General features: G+C 65.9%; 15 protein-coding genes and 1 pseudogene. 7 read left to right on the forward strand and 9 right to left on the reverse strand.

Annotation, left to right across the window (positions count from 1 at the left end; genetic code table 11):
* Positions 1-27: 27 nt before the first annotated feature.
* Positions 28-504 carry an Lrp/AsnC family transcriptional regulator gene (locus ABID26_RS16780; RefSeq protein WP_126099031.1) on the reverse strand — a complete coding sequence of 159 codons (477 nt, stop codon included), beginning with the start codon at positions 502-504 and terminating at the stop codon, positions 28-30.
* A gap of 223 nt (positions 505-727) precedes the next feature.
* On the opposite strand from ABID26_RS16780, the gene ABID26_RS16785 reads away from it, so the two are divergent.
* Complete coding sequence (locus ABID26_RS16785) at positions 728-2,053, forward strand: NAD(P)/FAD-dependent oxidoreductase (RefSeq protein ID WP_292344635.1); 1,326 nt, start codon at positions 728-730, stop codon at positions 2,051-2,053.
* Between the two features lie 32 nt (positions 2,054-2,085).
* Here ABID26_RS16785 and ABID26_RS16790 read toward each other — a convergent pair whose 3' ends face one another.
* From ABID26_RS16790 to ABID26_RS16810, 5 genes are all read right to left on the reverse strand, one after another.
* The gene (locus tag ABID26_RS16790) at positions 2,086-3,453 is read right to left on the reverse strand and encodes an FAD/NAD(P)-dependent oxidoreductase (RefSeq protein ID WP_292344634.1); all 1,368 of its coding nucleotides are present in this window, start codon (positions 3,451-3,453) and stop codon (positions 2,086-2,088) included.
* Positions 3,450-3,752 carry a (2Fe-2S)-binding protein gene (locus tag ABID26_RS16795; protein WP_126099028.1) on the reverse strand — a complete coding sequence of 101 codons (303 nt, stop codon included), beginning with the start codon at positions 3,750-3,752 and terminating at the stop codon, positions 3,450-3,452. The genes ABID26_RS16790 and ABID26_RS16795 overlap by 4 nt, the downstream gene beginning before the upstream one ends.
* Positions 3,749-5,734: a hydantoinase B/oxoprolinase family protein gene (locus tag ABID26_RS16800; RefSeq protein WP_126099027.1), complete on the reverse strand. Its 1,986-nt coding sequence runs from the start codon at positions 5,732-5,734 to the stop codon at positions 3,749-3,751. The genes ABID26_RS16795 and ABID26_RS16800 overlap by 4 nt, the downstream gene beginning before the upstream one ends.
* Positions 5,735-5,739: 5 nt before the next feature.
* Positions 5,740-7,815: a hydantoinase/oxoprolinase family protein gene (locus tag ABID26_RS16805; RefSeq protein WP_126099026.1), complete on the reverse strand. Its 2,076-nt coding sequence runs from the start codon at positions 7,813-7,815 to the stop codon at positions 5,740-5,742.
* 91 nt (positions 7,816-7,906) lie between these two features.
* Complete coding sequence (locus tag ABID26_RS16810; RefSeq protein WP_126099025.1) at positions 7,907-8,812, reverse strand: LysR family transcriptional regulator; 906 nt, start codon at positions 8,810-8,812, stop codon at positions 7,907-7,909.
* Positions 8,813-8,928: 116 nt separating this feature from the next.
* Between ABID26_RS16810 and ABID26_RS16815 the strand changes: the two are divergent.
* Positions 8,929-10,043, forward strand: a pseudogene (locus tag ABID26_RS16815) (NAD(P)/FAD-dependent oxidoreductase).
* 36 nt (positions 10,044-10,079) lie between these two features.
* Here ABID26_RS16815 and ABID26_RS16820 read toward each other — a convergent pair.
* Positions 10,080-11,180: a tartrate dehydrogenase gene (locus tag ABID26_RS16820; RefSeq protein WP_292344628.1), complete on the reverse strand. Its 1,101-nt coding sequence runs from the start codon at positions 11,178-11,180 to the stop codon at positions 10,080-10,082.
* Positions 11,167-11,289: a hypothetical protein gene (locus ABID26_RS16825; RefSeq protein ID WP_292338424.1), complete on the reverse strand. Its 123-nt coding sequence runs from the start codon at positions 11,287-11,289 to the stop codon at positions 11,167-11,169. Before ABID26_RS16825 ends, ABID26_RS16820 begins: the two co-directional genes overlap by 14 nt.
* Before the next feature lie 248 nt (positions 11,290-11,537).
* Between ABID26_RS16825 and ABID26_RS16830 the strand changes: the two genes are divergently transcribed.
* Positions 11,538-11,705, forward strand: coding sequence for a hypothetical protein (locus ABID26_RS16830; protein ID WP_292344627.1), 168 nt, complete (start codon positions 11,538-11,540; stop codon positions 11,703-11,705).
* Positions 11,706-11,943: 238 nt separating this feature from the next.
* Here the strand turns inward: ABID26_RS16830 and ABID26_RS16835 are convergent, their stop codons facing one another.
* Positions 11,944-14,025, reverse strand: coding sequence for an oxidoreductase (locus tag ABID26_RS16835; RefSeq protein WP_292344626.1), 2,082 nt, complete (start codon positions 14,023-14,025; stop codon positions 11,944-11,946).
* Positions 14,026-14,097: 72 nt separating this feature from the next.
* Between ABID26_RS16835 and ABID26_RS16840 the strand changes: the two genes are divergently transcribed.
* From ABID26_RS16840 to ABID26_RS16855, 4 genes are all read left to right on the forward strand, one after another.
* The gene (locus ABID26_RS16840; protein ID WP_354415981.1) at positions 14,098-15,057 is read left to right on the forward strand and encodes a LysR substrate-binding domain-containing protein; all 960 of its coding nucleotides are present in this window, start codon (positions 14,098-14,100) and stop codon (positions 15,055-15,057) included.
* A 283-nt stretch (positions 15,058-15,340) separates the two neighbouring features.
* Positions 15,341-16,363 carry an ABC transporter substrate-binding protein gene (locus tag ABID26_RS16845; RefSeq protein WP_354415982.1) on the forward strand — a complete coding sequence of 341 codons (1,023 nt, stop codon included), beginning with the start codon at positions 15,341-15,343 and terminating at the stop codon, positions 16,361-16,363.
* A gap of 75 nt (positions 16,364-16,438) precedes the next feature.
* Positions 16,439-18,922 (forward strand): ATP-binding cassette domain-containing protein, encoded by a 2,484-nt coding sequence (locus ABID26_RS16850; protein WP_354415983.1) that lies wholly within the window; start codon positions 16,439-16,441, stop codon positions 18,920-18,922.
* Positions 18,919-19,959 (forward strand): ABC transporter permease, encoded by a 1,041-nt coding sequence (locus tag ABID26_RS16855; RefSeq protein ID WP_354415984.1) that lies wholly within the window; start codon positions 18,919-18,921, stop codon positions 19,957-19,959. The genes ABID26_RS16850 and ABID26_RS16855 overlap by 4 nt, the downstream gene beginning before the upstream one ends.
* Positions 19,960-20,069: the final 110 nt, after the last annotated feature.

Below are 20,069 nucleotides of genomic sequence, written 5' to 3' on the forward strand. Positions count from 1 at the left end.
TTCGTCAGCCGTGGTGGCCACCATTGACTACATCGGAAACAGACTGGGCAGCGGCATGTGCGCCTTGACGATGGGAGACTTCAGCACCACGAAGCTGAAATATTTGTCGATGCCGATATCCATGTCGGTGAGCCGTTCCATGATCGTCTGGTACTCGCCGATGCCGGCGGTCACGAATTTCATCAAATAGTCGTAGCCGCCCGACACGAGGTGGCATTCGATGACCTGGTCGATCTTCTCCACCACGGCGAGAAAACGGGCGAAGTCCACCTGGCGGTGGTTCTTCAAGGTGATCTCGGTGAACACGGTCAGCGTTTGGCCGAGCTTGCCGATATTGACCTGCGCCGAATAGCCTTCGATGTAACCTTCCGACTGCAGCTTCTTGACCCGCATCAGGCATGGGCTGGGCGACAGGTGCACCAGCTCGGCCAGTTCCACATTGGTGATACGGCCGTTCTTCTGCAATTCGTACAGAATCTTGATGTCGATCCGATCGAGTTTCACGGCCGTCTCCACAGAACGCATGCCACAGCACAAAATGCTGCCTTGCCAGTCACCATCGACACTATCACAGCCCACCGGCCTGTCCATCAGAGCGGATACCGCTTTGAGACGCATCGGCTCCCGATTTCGGCCGAGCTGCCGGAATAAAATTCCGCCTCAGCCTCAACTGCGGCAGCGGCTGCCTGCGCAACGCGCTAGATTGGCGCTTCAAGGTGGAGAGACCATGCGCGCGCCGCTGCAGCAAATCGAAACGTCCGGCGAACTGCCGCAATCCGCGGATGCGGTGGTGATCGGCGGCGGCATCGTCGGCGTCTTCGCTGCCTACTATCTGGCAAAGCGCGGCATGAAGGTCGCGCTTATCGAGAAGGGACGCATCGGCGCCGAGCAGTCCAGCAGGAACTGGGGATGGTGCCGCCAGCAAAACCGCGATGCCCGCGAGCTGCCCATGGCGACACGAAGCCTGGATCTGTGGGAGCGCTTTGCGGCGGATACCGGCGAGGATACCGGCTTTCGCCGCTGTGGCCTGCTCTATCTCAGCAATGACGAGGCGGAACTGGCCGGCTGGGCGCGTTGGCGTGACTTCGCAAAGACGGCCGGCGTCACCACGCATATGCTCGACAGCACCGAGGCAAGCGATCGGGGTCTCGCAACGGGCCGGACGTGGAAGGGCGGCGTCTTCTCGCCGACCGACGGCACCGCCGATCCATCGCGGGCCGCGCCGGCGGTCGCCCGCGCCATCCTCAAGCTCGGGGGCAGCGTGCGCCAGAATTGCGCCGCGCGCGGCATCGAGACCGAGGGCGGGCGCCTGAGCGCAGTGGTCACCGAAAGCGGAACGATCCGGACGAAGCTGGCGGTCCTCGCCGGCGGCGCCTGGGCGTCCTCCTTTTGCCACCAGTTCGGCTTCCGCTTTCCGCAAGCGTCGGTCCGCTCCTCCATCCTGTCGGTCTCGCCCGGCGCGGAAGGCCTGCCCGATGCGCTGCACACGGCACGGATCTCGGCCACGCGTCGCGGCGACGGCGGCTATACGCTCGCCATAAGCGGACGTGGGCGCGTCGACATGACGCTGCAGCAGTTGCGCTTCTCCTCGCAGTTCCTGCCCATGTTCCTGAAGCGGTGGCGCAGCCTCGCGCCGGGCGGCCTGCAGGGCGTGCGCTCGGGGCACGAAACGCTGCAACGCTGGCGGCTCGACAGGCCGACGCCGATGGAGCGGATGCGCATCCTCGATCCGGCCCCGGATCGGGCGACCATCCGCCTGACCCACGCCCGCGCGCTCGAGCTGCTGCCGGCGCTGCGCAAGACATCGATCAGCGCGGCCTGGGCGGGCTATATCGACAGCACACCGGACGGCGTGCCCGCCATCGGCGAGATAGACACAGTTCCGGGTTTCTTTCTGGCCGCCGGATTTTCGGGACACGGTTTCGGCATCGGGCCTGGCGCCGGGCACCTCGTCGCCGATCTGGTGACCGGGTCGGAACCGATCGTCGATCCAACATCCTACGATCCACGTCGCTTCGGCGCTTCGGCCTGGGGGAAGGTCGCCGATTTCTAAGACGTGATCCTTGCCGAGCCTCCGGAATTGCATCAGCTTCCCCGGACAAAGGCGCCGATAAGCGCCGGCCGAACAGGCGCCTGCCCGCGAAATCGGCCGACAACGCCGGGCGCGCAGCCGGTCTGCGCCGCGACGAGTTCGACGGCGGCCAACTGACAATAGCGCCCCTGGCACCGCCCCATGCCGACGCGTGAAAGCGACTTCACCCTGTTGGCCTCGCCGCCACCGAAATCCGCGCCCTCACGCACGGCTCCGGCAGTCACGCTCTCGCAGCGGCAGACGATCGCGTCGTCGGGGAGTGCACGCACCATCGCGGACGGCCAGGGAAAGGCGCAAGCCAAACCGCGGGCAAAGCGCTCGAGCCGCGCCAGCTTGCGCAGATCGGCGCCGACCGAGGGCGCTGGACGTCCGAGATCGGAAAGACATGCCGCCGCGGCAAGGCGTCCCGCGATCTCCGCCCCATCCGCCCCGAGGAGTCTGGCCCCGTCGCCCGCAAGATAGACGCCGTTACCCGCCCGGCCCATCGCGTCGGTCTTCGGCAGCCATTGGCGCCACTGCTCGTCATAGGTGAAGGCGCATCCCGCCAGATCGGCCAGATGCGTCTCCGCCCGCAGGTGCCAGCCCATGCCGATCATGTCGCATGGGGTTAGGCGCTCCCGGCCGCGGGCATCGCGCCAGCGCAGCGCTGTGACGCCCGTCTCGTCCGCCTCGATACTGTCCAGCGCCACACCAGCATGATAGCGGCGGCCGAGCCGCGCCCGCAGGACCAGACCGCGCAACGCGACGACCGGCCGGGCGGCAAGTCCCCAGAACCCCCGCATCTGCTGATGCCAGGACGAAGTGTCCAGCACCGCCGCCACATCCGCCCCAGCCTTGAGGAGCTGCGCGCCGACCAGCGTCAGCAGAGGTCCCGATCCGATCAGCACGATGCGCCGCCCAAGCGCGACGCCCTGTGCCTTGAGCGCGATCTGCGCCGCGCCGAGGCTATAGACGCCGGCGCTCTGCCAGCCGGCGACCGGGGCGACACGGTCGGATGCGCCGGTGGCAAGGATCAGGCGGTCATAGCCGATCACCTGCACGCCGCCCTCCCCCAGCACCTGGAGCCGACCCTCATGCACGGCGATGACGGAGCTTAGCGCGCAATGGGTGAGCCGGCCCTTCTCGGCCAGCCGGTCGAACAGCGCATGCAGCGCGCGCGCCTTCGCCGCCTCCGACCCGTAGAGCTGCTTCGGCGTGCGGGCGAAGCCGGCAGGCGGACGGCGATAGATCTGCCCGCCCGCGCGATGTCCTTCGTCGATCACCACCGGATGGAGCCCGGCATCGACCAATGTCGCGGCGGCCCTTATGCCGGCCGGACCCGCGCCGACGATCACGACCCGCGGCGACGAGGTCCCGTTCACGGCCAGCCCTCCGGCGGCGTGGTGCGCAGCCGCATGCCCTCGACGATAACGGTTGTGCAGGCACGCAGACGCGGTCCCTCCTCCTGCCAGACCCAGCAATCCTGGCAAGCTCCCATCAGGCAGAAGCCGGCACGCGACTCGGGTCCGAACTCCGAGCTTCGTAGGGCGTGTCCGGACCCCAGCATGGCGGTCAGCACGGTGTCGCCCGCAAGCGCGCCGCGCATTTCGCCATCGAGAAGGAACTGCACCTCTGCCCGGTCGCGCTCGGCCAGCCGGACGATGCGGCCGGCGGTGATCATTCCGCGGCCTCTCGCACCGGGCCTGGGCGAGGCAGTTCGGGGAAGCGTTCGCAGACCGCTTCGAAGGCCGCCTGGACACGCTGCGGCCCGGAGCGTCCTTTCATGCGCCGGAAGATCTCCGTCTTGGCGAAGAACCGCCAGTGGATCGGCAAGGCGTCCAACAGAGTGTGGAGCCGGTCATAGGCCGCCGGCGTCCATTGCGCTTCGTAGCCGTCGCGCTCCGGGCCGAAGTGGAAATGACCGGCGGACGGCACCTGCCCCGCGCGCAACCGCTCCGTCGCTTGCGCGTCGACCTCGCCGCCGCTGAGGACGACGCCATAATCGCGCTCGGCTGCGGCCGCCGAGACATAGCCGCGCCGCACATCCTGGGCGATCCGCCAGGCCTCGCGCTGATGCGGATCGCCGCGCCCGCCGCCTCCGGCGGAGCGGATTTCCAGCACGTCGCCGGGCTGCAGGACCGCCGTGTCGATGTTGCCCAGCCGCCGCTCGTGCTCTGTCCCCGGATTGACGACCATGTCCGACAGGCCGGCTGCCTTGCCGCCGAGCACGCCCCAGGGACGAAAGAAGCTGCGATCCCGGTTGCGCGCCGTGATCCTGGAGTCGGGGGCAAAGACGCGGAAGGCCATCTCGGTCGCCAGCCCGCCGCGCCAGCGGCCTGGGCCGCCGCTGTCCTTGGCGAGCCCGTATCTCACGAACTCGACCGGCGTTTCGGTCTCCGTGATTTCGATCGGCGTGTTCTTCAGATATGCGGCATCGGCGCCCGATCCGTTGGTGCCGTCGCGATGCGGCATCGCGCCGCCGCCGCCCACCACGGGGTTCACCGCCGCGATGACGCTCCGGCTGGTGCGCTCATCCGTGGTCATGACGTTGACGATGCAGTTGTTGCCGGCCGGCGCCGCCGGCAGGCGTTCCGGCACGGCTTGCGAAAAAGCTCCGAAGATGACCGACCGCAGCCGGGCGCAGGTGAGCGAGCGCATGCCGACGGCTGCGGGATGGACCGGGTTCAGCACCGAACCTTGCGGCGTGATGCAGGTAAACGGCCGGGTGAGACCCGTGTTGAGCAGGATCTTCGGGTTGAGCGTATAGAGCACATAGTAGACGCCGACGAGCAGCATGGTGTGGCGCGGGTCGCCGCCTGAAGGCACATTGAGCGAGGAGCCGAGCTGCGGATCGGAGCCGGTGAAGTCGAGCACCGCCTCGTCGCCCCTGATGGTCAGCGTCAGCTTCAGCCGGCAGGGATTGGCCTCGACGGAATCCTCATCGGCGTAGTCGGCGAATTCCCATGTGCCGTCGGGCATGGAGCGCAGCACGTCGCGCGCCTGCGCCTCCGCATGGTCGAGGAGAGCTGAAACGCCTTCGATGAAGCCGGCCTTGCCGAACTTCTTCACCATTGCCTGGATCTTGCGCTCGCCGGTGTTGAGCGCGCCGACCAGCGCCTTGATGTCGCCGATGTTGAGGTCGGGCTTGCGCACATTGGTGCTCATGATCTTGAGGATCGTCTCGTCGAAGACGCCTTCCCTGACCAGCTTCATCGGCGGAAAGCGGATGCCTTCCTGATGGATTTCGGTCAGCGCGCGGCTGAGCGAAGCCGGCACCGCACCGCCCATGTCGGTGTTGTGAATGTGCCCCCCGGTCCAGGCGACGATCTCGCCGTCGACGAAGACCGGCTTCCACAGATGCGTGTCGGGCGCGTGCGTGGCGACGTGGCCGGAATAGGGATCGTTGGTGAAGGCGACGTCTCCGGGCCGGTAGTCGTCGACCATCGCGATCGCGCGGTGATAGGAAAGCCCTGGATACCAGGTGGCGCCGAGTTCCATCGGGACGGCGAAGGTCGCCCCTGAACGGTCCATCAGCATCACTGTGAAATCCTGCGTCTCCTTGACGAAGGCCGAGTGCGCGGTGCGATGCAGCGTGTGCGCCATGTTCTCGGCGGCCGCGCGGGCATGGTTCGCCAGAACCTGAAGGTTTGTGCGGTCGAACAATGGCGTCACTCCACGAAGGTCAGGAGAAGGTTGAGGTGGCGGTCGACCCGTGCCTGCGCTCCGGCGGGAATGGCAAAGGTGGTGTCCTCCTGAACGACCACAGCTGGCCCCTGGAACGTGCTGCCGGGTACCAGGTTCTGCCGGTCGTGGAGGTCGACGGTCTCGACGCTCGTGCCAGTATAGACCGGAAGCCGACGGGCCACACTGACCGGGGCTTCGATCTCGTCGATCTCCGGGAAGGAGAGCGCCGGCCCTGCGCCGATCGCCGACAGCCGGACATTCACAAGCTCTATCTCACCCTCCAGGTCGTGGAAATCGTAGAGCTGCTCATGAGTGCGGTGGAAGGCTTGCTTGACAGCATTCACGTCGCCATCCGCCAGCCATTTCGGCGAAAGGACGACCTCGATCTCGTAGCTCTGACCGACATAGCGCATGTCGCAGGAGAGATTGAGCTCAACCGCCGCATCATGCCCCTGCGCCGCAAGCCAGTCGCGCCCCTCTTGCGCGAGAGTCTCGAAGGTCTCACGGATGGTCGGCAGCGATGCGGCCGACAGCGGACTGAAGATCGTGCGAATGAAGTCTCCGCGCAGGTCCGCCACCAGCCCGCCCAGCGCCGACACCACACCGGGACGGCGCGGAGCCATGACGCGCTTCATCCCGAGCTCGCGGGCCAGGAACGCGCCGAGCATGGGGCCGCCGCCGCCGAAGGGCATCAGCGTGAACTCGCGCAAGTCGACGCCGGCGCGCGAGGCGAGCTTCTCGACTTCGACGAACATCTCCGATACCGCGATGTCGAGGATCGCCTGCGCGGTCTGCTCGACTGGGCGCCCGAGCCGGGCAGCGAGCTCGCCGACCGCGCGATGCGCCAGTCCGGTATCGATCCGGAGCTGGCCATAGGCCATCTCGCTGTGGCCGAGCCAACCGCACACCACCATGGCGTCCGTCACCGTCGCCCGCTCGCCGCCACGGCCATAGCATGCCGGTCCAGGCGTCGAGCCGGCCGACTCCGGTCCGACGCGCAGCACGCCTTGCGCGTCGACACCGGCGATCGAACCGCCGCCGACGCCGATCGAGCTCACCGACACGGACGGAATATGGAGCGGAAACTCGCCGATCAACTCGCCGGTCCCGAACTGCGCCTCGCCGCCGATGATCAGTGCGAAATCGGCCGATGTCCCGCCGATGTCGAGCGTAAGAACCTTGTCCTCGCCTGCCTGGCGCGCCAGCCATGAGGCGCCGATGACGCCAGAAGCCGTTCCCGACAGCAGCATGTTCACGCAGGCGCGCTTGCCTTCGGCAGCGTTCATCAGCCCGCCGTTCGACTTCGTCAGCATCGGGCGGGCCGGCACGCCGCGGGTTTTCAGCCGCGCTTCCAGAGCCGTCAGATAGGCCGAGACGCGCGGATGGACGTAGCCATTGAGGATGGCGGTCGAGCTGCGCTCGTATTCGCGGATGACCGGCCACACCTCGGCTGAGGTGAAGACGAAGAGCTCGGGCGCAAGACGCGCGATCGCCGCCTTCACCGAAGCCTCCTGCGCGGCATTGCGCCAGGCATGCAGGAAGGACACGATGATCCCTTGCGCTCCGTTCGCTTTCGCCGCCGCGACCGCCCTCTCCACCGCCGTCATGTCCGGCGCCTGGGTTTCGCTCCCATCGGCACGCATGCGAGCCGGAATGCCGAACACCATGTCGCGCGAGATCAAAGGGTCCGGCCGCGAGCAGAACAGCGAGTACATGTCCGGCATGCGAAGCCGCGCGAGTTCGATCAGGTCCTCGAAGCCCGCATTGGTGAGCAGCGCGAGCGGCGCGCCCTTGCGCTGGATGATCGTGTTGATGCCGACCGTCGTGCCGTGCACGAAGCGCGTCATATGGGTCGGATCGAAGCCTTCGCGCTCGGCCAGAAGGGCAAGGCCGGTCATCAGCTCGGCGCCCGGATCTTCAGGCGTCGTCAGCACTTTCAGCGAGGCGACCCGTCCGGAGCGGGCTTCGAGCGCGCAGAAATCGATGAATGTCCCGCCGATATCGACGCCAACCTTCCAGTCGGCCCCATTCTGCGCTGCATCCGCGATGGCACCATCCATGACGCGTCCCTTCCTGTCTTGCCAAACAAATGCTGGCATGACCGGATGGTCCGGGTCCAAGATGGATGACGGGCTAGGTTATAAGCCCTGCTTATACTCTTCCGTCTCGTTCACCCAGGACAGCGGAGCATGCGGCGCGGATCTGATCGCGCATCATCTCATCGGCCCGCGAAAGCGCCCGTGCTCGCGAGGTAAGCAGCGCGATCGGGAATTCCGGTCCCGCCACCAGCGGCCTGACTTCAAGTCCGGCAAACTGGCGCCACGGCAGGAGCGCGTCGACCAGGGCGATGCCCATGCCGGCCTGGACGAAGCCGACCGCGGAGATCGACACGTCGATCTCGAGCGACGGCGAAAGTGTCACGCCCTGGGCGCGGGCCGCATGGGCCAGTTCGTCGGCGGGACGGGTGTTTCCGCGGTAGGATATCAACTCCTCACCGACGAGATCAGCGAGCGTCAGCTCGGTCTTCTTCTGCAACGCGTGCCCGGCGGGCAGCAGGCAGGCGAAGCCGATGCTGCCCATCACCTCGGCGTCAATGTCGGGAGGCAGGCGATCGTCCATGGCCACGCCCAGGCTCGCATCGCCCGCGCGCAGCATGTCGATGATCGCGGCGATCGGCGCAATGTTGGAGCGCAGCAATATATCGGGATGCTGCGCCCGGAATTTGGTGAACGCGCGCGGCAATATCGCCATGGCCGGCGGGGGCGAGGCCGCGACCCGCACCAGCCCGGTCCGGCCCAACCGCAGGTCAGTGGTCTTGCGGCGAAGGCCCTCCAACCCCGCCGACAACCGTTCGGCATCTGCAAAGATCTCCAGCGCCTCCGGAGTAGGCCGCAGCCGGCCTTTCACCCGCTCGAACAGCGTGAAGCCGAGTTCGTCCTCTGTGTGGAGCAGCACCTGGCTGAGCGCAGGCTGAGAAATGTTCAGCATCCGCGCCGCGGCGGTGACGGTGCCCGCGCGCATGACGGCGATGAACACTTCGAGCTGCCGAGCCCGCATTGCCACTCCATAGGTAAAGCTTATGGCTTTTGTCCAAACCCATCTTTGACGCAATGCCGCGGCGCGGACAAGATGGACGCATCCAAGGATCGGCCGCTCTGCGCTAGGGAATGACTATGGGTGTGATCGTGCTGGGCGGCGGCCTGATGGGGACGGCTTCGGCCTATTTCCTCGCCAGGCGCGGCGCGCGCGTTACGCTGATCGAACGCAACCGCGTAGGGGCCGGAGCAACCGTCGCCTCTTTCGGCAACATCCGGCGCACCGGGCGTCATCTGTCCCAGCTTCCGCTGGCCCACCGCTCGCTGAGACTGTGGGGCGAGGCCGAAAAAATGCTTGGCCGCGACGTGGAGTTCCGGGCCACCGGTCATATCCGGCTGATCTTCGATGACGGCGGCCTCGCCGAATGCGGGCCTATGCTCAAGCCGCGCGGCCCTGGGGGCTCGAGCTGGAGGAACTCGACTCGCGCGAGATCCGTGCCCGCTTTCCCGGCCTCGGTCCCGACGCGATCGCGGCGTCGTTCTCGCCGCATGACGGCAGCGGCAATCCGCGGCTGATCGCGCCGGCCTTTGCCGAAGCCGCTCGCAAGCTCGGCGCGGAAATCATCGAGGGAGCCCTGGTCGAAAAGATCGAGCGGACCGACTCCGGTTTCCTTGTCGCCACCTCAAAAGGTTCATTCGCCGCCGAATGCCTGCTCAATGCCGCGGGTGCTTGGGGCGCGCGCATCGCCGCGCAGTTCGGCGAGGAGGTTCCGCTCGACGCCCGTGGCCCGCAGATGGGCGTGACGGAGCCGCTGCCGCATCGCATCTTGCCGGTGGTCGGCATCTGGACACGCGACAAGGATTACGGCGCCTATCTGCGTCAGGTCGAGCGCGGCAACATCGTCTTCGGCGGCGCGGCCGAAAGGGTGCCGGTGGACCTCGATCCAGGCTATGCGGCCGCCGACCCCATGCGCCTGCCGGCGCAGTTGCGCGCCGTCGCCCGGCTGCTGCCGACGATCGCGCAGGTCGCGGTCATCCGTACCTGGTCCGGCTGCGAGGGCTACGTGCGGGACATGCTGCCCGTGATGGGGCGCTCGGCGACGACGCCAGGACTGTTCCACGCCTTCGGTTTCAGCGGACACGGCTTCCAGCTTGGCCCGGGCGTCGGCGACGCCATGGCCGAGCTCATCACGACCGGCCGCTGCGAGACGCCGCTCGATGATTTCAGGGTCGATCGCTTCAGCCGCGCCTGAAAAGCGGCGCTGCCAGGAAGTGGAAAGAGTTGGCTTCTATCCGACCAGGCGGGATGAACTCGAGATGTTTACACCTGAGAGTGCGGCAATCACGGCAGCGGTGACCTCGGCGGTGTGCGCCGCGCCGCCAAGATCCGGACTGAGATACTCTCCTCGACCGGTGACGGTTTCAATTGCGTGCCTAAGGCGACGCGCCGCGGCCTGCTCGCCGAGATGGTCAAGCATCAGGCTCGCTGTCCAGAACGACCCAAGCGGATTGGCGACGCCCTTGCCGGTGATGTCGAAGGCCGATCCGTGGATTGGCTCGAACATCGACGGACGCGCGCGTGACGGGTCGATGTTCGCGGTTGAGCCTATGCCCAGCGAACCACCGAGTGCCGCGGCCAGATCGGACAGGATGTCGGCATGTAGATTGGTCGCCAGCACCGTGTCGATGCTGCCGGGCTTGTTGACCATGCGCTGGGTCATGGCGTCGACCAGCATCCAGTCGACGGTGAGGCCGGAATAGTCTCGAACGACTTCGCGCACGACTTCGTCCCACAGCACCATGCCATGGCGCTGCGCGTTCGACTTGGTGACGACGGTCAAGAGCTTGCGCGGGCGCGACATGGCAAGATCGCAGGCAAAACGGGCGATCCGCTCGATGCCGCTGCGGGTGAAGACCGCAACATCCATGCCGACCTCGATCGGCAGGCCGCGATGGGCGCGGCCGCCGACGCCGGCATATTCGCCTTCGCTGTTTTCGCGCACGATCACCCAGTCGATCTGCTGGCCGAGTTCAGGCCGCAGCGGACCGGTGAGGCCTGGCAGAAGGCGCGTTGGCCGCACATTGGCGTATTGGTCGAACCCTTGGCAGATGGCCAGGCGCAAACCCCACAGCGTGATGTCGTCCGGCAGGTTCGGATCGCCGACCGAGCCGAAATAGATCGCGTCGAAGTCCTGGATCTGAGAGAGCCCATCCTGCGGCATCATGCGGCCGTTGCGGCGATAATAATCCGAGCCCCAATCGAAACGCTTGAACTCGAAGGCAAGGCCCGGCTCGACGGCAGCGAGCGCTTCCAGCACCTCGACGCCGGCCTCGACAACCTCCGGGCCGATGCCGTCACCGCCGATCACGGCGATCCTATGCAAGGACATTTTCTGCTTCCTTTTCGATGGCAGCGACGATGGCGCTGGTCATTCCTTCGGTGTTGGTGGTTTCGCGAATGTCGCCCGTCCGCGTTTCGGGCCGCGCGAGCGCGGCCATCGTGGCCTCCGCCAAGATCGACGATGCGGCGAGCGCCTCTGCTATGCCTCGGTTGTGGCCAAGCCATTCTAATAGCATGCGAGTGGATTCGACATCATCCCGACCTACCATCTTCTCACCAACGTCACCCTGGGTTGAGGGCTGGAGAGCTATGACTGGTTCTTCATGGCGCAGAAGGCGCCCTTCCCGAGAAGCTGATCTGCGCCGACCTCGACTATTACATCAACTACAAGCTCAACAAGAAAGGCGTGGGCCTGGAGATATTCGCGCCGGAAGCCTTCAAGGAATATGCCCGCTGCACGACGCCCGAGCAGATCCATGCGGTGTGCGAGGACTACCGCGCGACCGCGACGCTCGACCTCGCCATGGACACCGCCGATTCGGCAGGAAGACGATCCAGTGCCCGGTCATGGTGATCTGGGGCAGCAACAGCCATGTCGGACGGCATCTCAAGCCGATCGAAGCCTGGACCCCTGGGCGCCGGATCTCCGAGGCTGGGCCATTGCGACCGGCCACTATCCGGCCGAACATCGCCCCGACCTGGTCTATGAGAGCTTCTGGACCTTCTTCAACGGAAACGAGCCGAAGCCCTACCAGCCTTGAGGATGCGCCGAATTGGCTTTCGACCGCGGCGGCAGCAGCCGCCACGCCCGTCTACAATTGCGAACAGAGACGGTAGGCCTCATAGATCGACGAATAGATATCCCGGCTGGCAACAGCGTCCCCAATGCGGTGCAACTCGAACGATCCAGCGGTTGGGGGCTTCTTGCCCTCTTTCGCCCTCGCTCCGGTCATCAGCGCAATGTCGGTGACGCCGTTGTTGGAAGAGCGGGCACGCAGTTCCTGATAGACGTCCTCGATGGGGACCGTGCCACGCTCGACTATGACTTGAGCCGCGCTCAATTCCATCTCTGTACCGGTGAGCTCATGCCGGAATCTGGCGATGATGCCGTTGCCTTGGCGCACGGCTTTGATCAGCCGGACGTCACTGACGACCCGGATGCCGAGTTCCGCGGCGCGTTTGCGGAAGCTCACCCTGTCTGGATAAGGGGTCTCGACCGCCAGCGTGTCGTCCGCGATGGCGAGTGTGACCGCACGGCCCAGGCGGGCGAAATGAAGTGCGCAGGAAACAGCCGCCTGGCGTCCGGTCTCGTCATAGATGAGAATGTCGTCCTTCGCCGGCACGGCTCCGGTCAGCATGTCCCAGACGCTGTCGCAGTGTTCAGCGCCGTCCAGCCGTTCCATGTCCGGAATGCCGCCCGTGGCGACGATCACTGTGTCGGGCCTGTCGGCAAGGACGATCTCCGCATCCGCGTAAGCGTTGAGGCGGACATCCACACCGAGGCGGGTGAGTTCGTTGACGCGCCAGTCGACGATGCCGATGAGATCCTTGCGATCGGAGGCGGAGGCGGCGATCAGCACCTGGCCGCCAAGCCGCGCTCCAGCTTCGAGCAGGATCACGTCGTGCCCGCGCTCGGCGGCAACCCGCGCCGCTTCCATCCCGCCGGGCCCGCCGCCGACCACGACCACCCGCCTCGGCGTTTCGGCCCGGTCGATGATAGGGCTGACGATCGTTTCGTGGCCGCTGGCCGGGTTGTGGACGCATTGGACCTTCTTGTAGAGGCAGTAGGATGCGCCGACGCAGGGGCGGATGCGCTCCTCTTCTCCCCGTATCACCTTGTTGACGATATGCGGGTCGGCGATATGCGCCCGCGTCATGCCGACCAGGTCGACAAGCTTCTCGCGGATCGCATGCCGGGCCGTCGCTACGTCGCGAATGGCTGCCGCGTGAATGACGGGCAGCCTGGTTTCCCGCTTGAACTGCCCGACCAGCGGCAGGAACGGCGCGCTCCGGCTGAACATGCCAGGCATGTTCTGCTCGGCCAGGGCCAAGTCGGTGTCCATCCGACCAAAGATGCAGTTGAAGAAATCGATATGCCCTTCCCGCTCGAACAGCTGGGCGAAGGCAAGGCATTCCTCGAAATCCGACCCATTCTCGACCGCCTCGTCGATCACGAACCGGATGCCGATGGCAAAGTCGTCGCCGACCGCCCGGCGGATCGCCTCGTGGACCATCAGGCCGAAGCGCGCGCGGTTTTCGAGCGTGCCGCCGAAGCCGTCCGCGCGCCGGTTGGTTCTTGGAGAGAGGAACTGACCGATCAGATGTCCGCCGGTGACCGTCTCGACGCCGTCGAGACCGCCATCGCGGCAGCGCCTGGCGGCGCTTGCGTAGTCGCCGACGATCCTGCCGATGTCCGAGGCATCCATCTCCTTCGGGAAATTCCGGTTTCGCGTCTCGCGTACGCGCGACGGCGCCACCGGCGGGAGCCAGTTGCCGGCATAGGCGGTGGCGCGCCGGCCAAGATGCGAGACCTGGCACATGACGGCGGCGCCGTGGCGGTGGATTCGCTGTGACAGCGATCGGAGATGCGGGACGATGCGATCGCTCGAAAGATCCAGTTGACCGCCGCCCCAGCTGGAATCCGGCGACGTCATCGCCGAGCCGCCCATCATGGTCATGGCAAGGCCACCGCGCGCCTTCTCCTCGTGGTAGCGCTGGTAGCGCTCGAGCGGCAGGCCGCCATCGTCCAGCATCGAAGCGTGACTGGTGCTGACGACGCGGTTGCGCAGAACCAGTCCCTTGAGCCGGAACGGTTGAAGCAACGGATCCAGCGATGTCTCCCTACGCTTGGACTGCGGTGCCGCTAAGGTCACGTCCTGCTCCGAACCATTCATGAAAGTTATAGTCCGTCATTTGGAGAGCCTCAGAAAGATTGAAAATTCTTTTGGTGGCTATACGCTGCACGTATGGCTGGCTTCGCAAAACTCGTTCCTTCCGCGCGCGGACTTCTGGTCTTCGAGGCCGCTGCCCGGCTGGCAAGTTTCACGGCCGCTGCCCGGGAGTTCAACGTCACGCAACCGTCCGTAAGCCGCAGCATCGCCCAGCTCGAGGCCGATATTGGCGTCGCTCTTTTCACGCGGAATTCGACGGGATTGACCCCGACCGCGGACGGCCGCGCGCTCTATTCGGCGGTGCGCGAAGGATTTGACGGGATCGAGGAGGTCATCCGCGGGATCAAGGAGAAGAACGCCGCAAAGCCGGTCGTCACGCTCTCCCTTTCAAGCTCGCTGGTGACGCATTGGTTTGTTCCGAGGCTGAGCGTCTTCGCGACAAGATTTCCGGACGTGGACCTGAGATTCGAGCTGATCGCGGGCGTTCTGCGCGGGCCGGTCGAGAACGTCGACCTGGCCACCAGAATCCTGGCCGATGACGACTTAAGCTATCACCGTTGGGCGTTCTCGCCGGAAATCATCGTTCCGGTGTGCAGCCCATCCTATCTGTCGGCCCATGGCCGGCTGAAGCACGACGCGGACGGCGAGGGCCATGTCTTGCTTCATCTCACCGATGCCAAGCTGCAGTGGCTGGATGCCTGGGGCCACGTCGCCGACCGCAAGACCAGCAAGGCAAAGTGGCTCGAATTCTCGGACTACGCGGTTGTGCTCCAGGCCGCGATGAACGGCGAAGGCGTCGCGCTCGGCTGGCTCAGCAATGTCTCTAGGGCTTTGCTTCAGGGGACACTTGTCCCTGCATCGGACCGCCAGATCAACACCGGCCGGACCCATCACCTGATTGCGCCGCGCTCGAGGCCGGTGCGGCCGATCGTCTCCGAGATCTGCGCCTGGATGATCGCTGAGATGCAAGCCGAGTTGAAGGCCTTGCATCCAATGTTGCGGCCGGACGTCTGGCGAAGGGCCGGCTCCAACTGATCGTAGGCTAATGCCTGTCGCCCAGAAGTGTGCAGCGGTTCTGGGGCAACGACATGCATCAAAACAAAACTTTAAAGCGCATCGCCTGAATCCGTTTCAACGCGACGCGCTTTAAGGCTCGGCCACGCGTCGCGCTCGCAAGTTCAATCCAACGAAGTGCCGGCTTGCCTATTTGGTATGCTGGTATAACGTGTAGCTGGTATGGTGTCTTTTGAATGGGGCGTCATAGCGGAACAGCAGACGAGCCGACCATCTTGGCCGGCGCTTTTGGGAGGAGATATCAATGAAGTTCGCAATCGTTGCGGCGCTCGCCGGCGCCGCGCTGGCTAGCGTTTCGGGTCTGCCGGCAATGGCGTCTCCGGACGCGCCGGTCATCGCGCTGGCCAACGCCTATTACGGCAATACCTGGCGTCATCAGATGGTGGAGGCGTTCGAGGCTTCGGCCAAGGAAGCCAAGGCCGCCGGACAGATCGCCGACTACATCGTCATGAACGGCGACGGCTCGGTCGCGCAGCAGAACAGCCAGATCGCCGAGCTGATCCTGAAGAAGGTCGACGTGCTAGCCGTCGACGCCGCCTCGGAGACCGCGGTCAACGGCATCATCGAAAAGGCCTGCAAGGCCGGCATCATCGTCATCTCCTTCGACTCGGTCGCCTCCGCTCCCTGCAACTACCAGCTCAATTTCGACTTCAAGGGCTACAAGGCCGCTCAGGCGGAAGCCGTGTTCAAGATGCTCGGCGGCAAGGGCAATGTCATCCAGGTGCGCGGCGTGAAGGGCTCGGCGCCCGACAACGACATGTTCAACGCCCAGCAGTCGGTGCTGGCCAAATATCCCGACATCAAGGTGGTCGCGACCGTCTACGGCCAGGCGACCGCATCGGTCGCGCAGTCGGCGATCGCCAACGTGCTGCCCTCGCTGCCGCATGTCGACGCCGTGCTCGGCCAGGGCGGCAGCGACGATGTCGGCATCGCGCAGGCCTTCGTCCAGTATGGCGGCGACTACAAGGACAAGATGCCCGTCATCGAAGGCGGCGGCGGCACCGATTTCGTCAAATGGTGGGCCGATGAGAACACCAAGAACGGCTACCAGACCGTGTCGATGAACACCACGCCCGGCATCGGCGGCGCCGCCTTCTGGCTCGGCCTGTCGCTGCTCAAGGGCGCCAAGGCGCCCAAGCTGATGATCATGCCGGTGGCAACCGTCGATGCCGGCAACCTGAAGGACTACGCCAAACTGCCGGGCGGCCAGATCATCAGCCCGAGCTATTCGCTGGACTGGGTCAAGCAGAACCTGCTCAGCAAGTAAGGCAGACCGTTTAACGGATCGGGCGCCGCCCCCACAGCGGCGCCCGATCTTCGCCTGCGAAGAAGCGGAGGACGAATGTCCCATCTTGCCGTTGCCGCACAGGGCAGCGCCGTAGCCACGGGGCCCGCTGCCCCTGCCCGGCCAAGCGTCGTTTCGCTCAGCGGAATAACCAAGAGCTTCGGGCCGACTCTCGCCAACGCCGGGATCGATCTTTCCGTCCGTGCCGGCGACGTGATCGGCCTGGTCGGCGGCAACGGTGCCGGGAAATCGACGCTGATGCGCATTCTGTGCGGCGCGATGTGGCCGACGCTCGGCTCGATTTCCTTTGCCGGCGCGGAGGTTGCTTTCGCCGGCTACGACACCGGCGAAGCGCAGCGGCGCGGTATCCGCATGGTGCATCAGGAGCTGTCGCTCTGCGCCAACCTGTCCGTCGCCGAAAACTTTTTCCTGGAAACGCCGAGCGACTCCGCAAGCCGGCCTGGCTGGCGCGCGCTCTATCGCACCCGCGCCCGCACAGCGCTCGACGCCGTCTTTCCCGGCAATACAATCGACGCCGACGCCGAGGTCGGCCACCTCACCATCGCCGAACGGCAGATGGTGGAGATCGCGCGTGCCGCGGCGACGCCCAGCGTCAAGCTGATCGTGCTCGACGAGCCGACATCCTCGCTCGATCTCGACCGCTCGAAGCAGCTCCGCGCCTTCATTCGCGAGCGGGCCAAGGCCGGTCTCGCCTTCATCTTCATCAGCCACAAGCTGCAGGAGATCATCGACATCGCCACCGAAGTCGTGGTGTTGCGCAACGGGCGCACCGCTTGGCAGGGCCATACGACGAACGCCTCGATCGGCAAGCTGGTGCAACTGATGGGGGGCGATGCCGATCCAGTTCACCAGCACGCCGTCGCGGCCGCATCCTCCCAGGATGTGCTGGTGCGGCTCTCCGGGCCGCTGACGGCCGAGCTCGGCCGCGACATCGACATCGTGCGCGGCGAGATCGTCGGGCTGGCCGGTCTCGAAGGCAGCGGCCAGAAGGAATTGCTGCACGCGATCTTCGACCCCGGCCGAAAGCAACACGCTGTCGTCGCCAGGCATGCGGATGCCGGCTTCATCGCCGGCGACCGGCAGAAGGAAGGCGTGTTCCCGCTGTGGAGCGTGCTTTCAAACATCAGCATCGGCGCGCTTGCCCGCCGCCCGGCGCTGGGCTTCGTTTCCGACCGCGCCAGCCGCGATACCGCTTCGCGTGCCGCAAGCCGCCTGCGGCTCGACGACCGGCGCTTCCAGTCCAACATCACCGAACTCAGCGGCGGCAACCAGCAGAAGGCGCTGGTGGCGCGCGCGCTTGTCGCCGACACGCCGGTCATCCTGCTCGACGACCCGACGCGCGGCGTCGACATCGCCACCAAGCAGGATTTCTACCGGCTCTGCATCGAGGTCGCGCGTAGCGGCCGCGCGCTGGTCTGGCACACGACCGAGGATGCGGAACTGCTCGCCTGCGACCGCGTGCTGGTCTTTTCCGGCGGCCGGATCGTGAAGGAACTGGCAGATGAAGCGATCACCGAGCAGGCGATCGTCGGCGCCTCCTTCGCCCAATCGACTGACAAGCAGACGAGTACCGCGCGAAACCGGACCGCCATGGCGGGTCTCGCTCGCCGGCTGGTGAACGCGGCGCCGTTCATCGGGCTCGCCGCCGTGCTCGCCATCATGATCGCGATCAATCCAGCGGTCGCCTCCACCTTCGGCCTCGACCTGCTGTTGATGCCGGCGCTGTCGCTGGTGCTGGTGACCGCGGCGCAGATGTTCATCGTCGGCGGCAGCGAGATCGATCTCGGCGTAGGCGCCTTTGCAGGTCTCGTCAGCGTGCTCAGCGCCACGCTGCTCTACGACCAGCCGTGGCTCGGCGCGCTGGCACTGGTGGTGGCGGTCGCCGCCTATGCCGGGCTTGGCGGCCTGATCCAGGCGCGCAAGATCCCGGCGATCGTCGTCACGCTCGGCGCATCCTTCATCTGGGTCGGGATAGGCTATGCTCTGCAGCCGACACCGGGCGGCGCCAGCCCGGACTGGCTGTCGGCCCTCTTCAACTGGTCGCTCGGTGTCGTGCCGACCTCGATCATCCTGATCGCCGCCGTGGCGCTGATCGTGCTCGTCATCGACAGGCTGCCGCTCGGCGTCGTGCTGCGCGGCTTCGGCAACAACCCGGCGGCGATGATCCGCTCGGGATGGTCGCCGACGCGCTACGCGCTGGTGCGCTATCTCATCGCCGGACTGTTCGCCGCCGCCGCCGGTCTGTCGCTGACGGCCATCAACACGGCGAGCGACATCAATTCCGGCAATTCCTACACTTTGCTTAGTGTCGCCGCCGTGGTCATGGGCGGCTGCTCGCTGCTCGGCGGCGTCATCTCGCCGGTCGGCGCCGTCGCCGGCGCGGTGACGCTGTCATTGATCGGCGCGCTGCTCGGCACGCTCAGCGTCAGCAGCGACTACAACGCCGCCACGCAAGGGCTGATCCTGATCGCGCTGCTCACATTGCGCAGCCTGACCGCCGACCGTGGGAGCGAGCCATGAACGCATTCGCGGGATTCGGCATCTGGGCGCAGCGCAACCGCTGGATCTGGTCGGCGATCGGCGTGCTGCTTTTATGGCTGGTGCTGTCATTCGTCACCAACCGCTTCAGCCTGTCCAGCCTGTCCGGCGTCGTTCTGTCGGCCTCCTTCCTGACGGTCGTCGGTATCGGCCAGATGTTCGTAGTGACGACCGGACGCGGCAACATCGACCTTTCGGTCGCCTCGGTGATCACGCTCAGCGCCTTCGTCGCCCTGCTCACCATCAAGGGCCAGGATGCGAACCTCGCCATCGGCGTGATCGCCGCCATCCTGCTCGGCCTTGGCGTCGGGGCGCTCAATTCGCTGCTGGTCGTCGGGCTCGGCATCCCGGCGATCATCGCGACATTGGCGACCGGCTATGTGCTGGCGACGGCGACGCTTCTGTCCAACAAGGCGATCCCGGGCTTCGCCGTCAGCCCTTCGCTGAAGGAACTGGCGACCGGGCGCATTTCCGGCGTGCCGATCATGGCCGTCATCGCCGTCGTCGGCGTGGCGGCTACTTCCTTCGTGCTGCGCTACACCGTTTTCGGACAGCTCTTGTCGGCGGTCGGCCAGAACCGCGCCGCGGCGCGGCTTGCCGGCATCCGCAATGGCCCGGTGATCGCGTCGGCCTTCATCATCTCTTCGGTGCTGGCATCGCTCGATGGGCTGCTGCTCGGCGCCTATATCGGCGGCGCTTTCCTCGAAATGGGCCAGCCCTATCTCTTGCAGTCGATCGCCGCCGTGGTGCTCGGCGGCACGCTGATCTTCGGTGGCTCGGCGACGGCTTTGGGCACGTTCTTCGCCAGCATCCTGCTCATCCTCATCGTCACCACCATGCAGATCATCGGCCTGCCTCCGGGCGCGCAGGACATCGTGCAGGGCGTCGTCGTCATCTTCGTGCTGGCGCTGGCGGGGCGCCAGGCTCTGGCGCGGCGCGCCTCCGTCGATCCTGCCGATGGCGAGGCGGACCCGGCGGCCAAGGCGGAAGCGAGCGCGCCGGGCATCCACCCCGGCTGAGAGACACGACGCGATGATTTCCTCTTGCCAAATCGTGGTAGAGTGATCATACCAGTATATGAGATGACGATTGGCGAGACCGTCGTCCGAAATTCAGGGAGCAAGGCCAA

The organism is Mesorhizobium shonense (assembly GCF_040545255.1).
Lineage (GTDB): Bacteria > Pseudomonadota > Alphaproteobacteria > Rhizobiales > Rhizobiaceae > Mesorhizobium > Mesorhizobium shonense.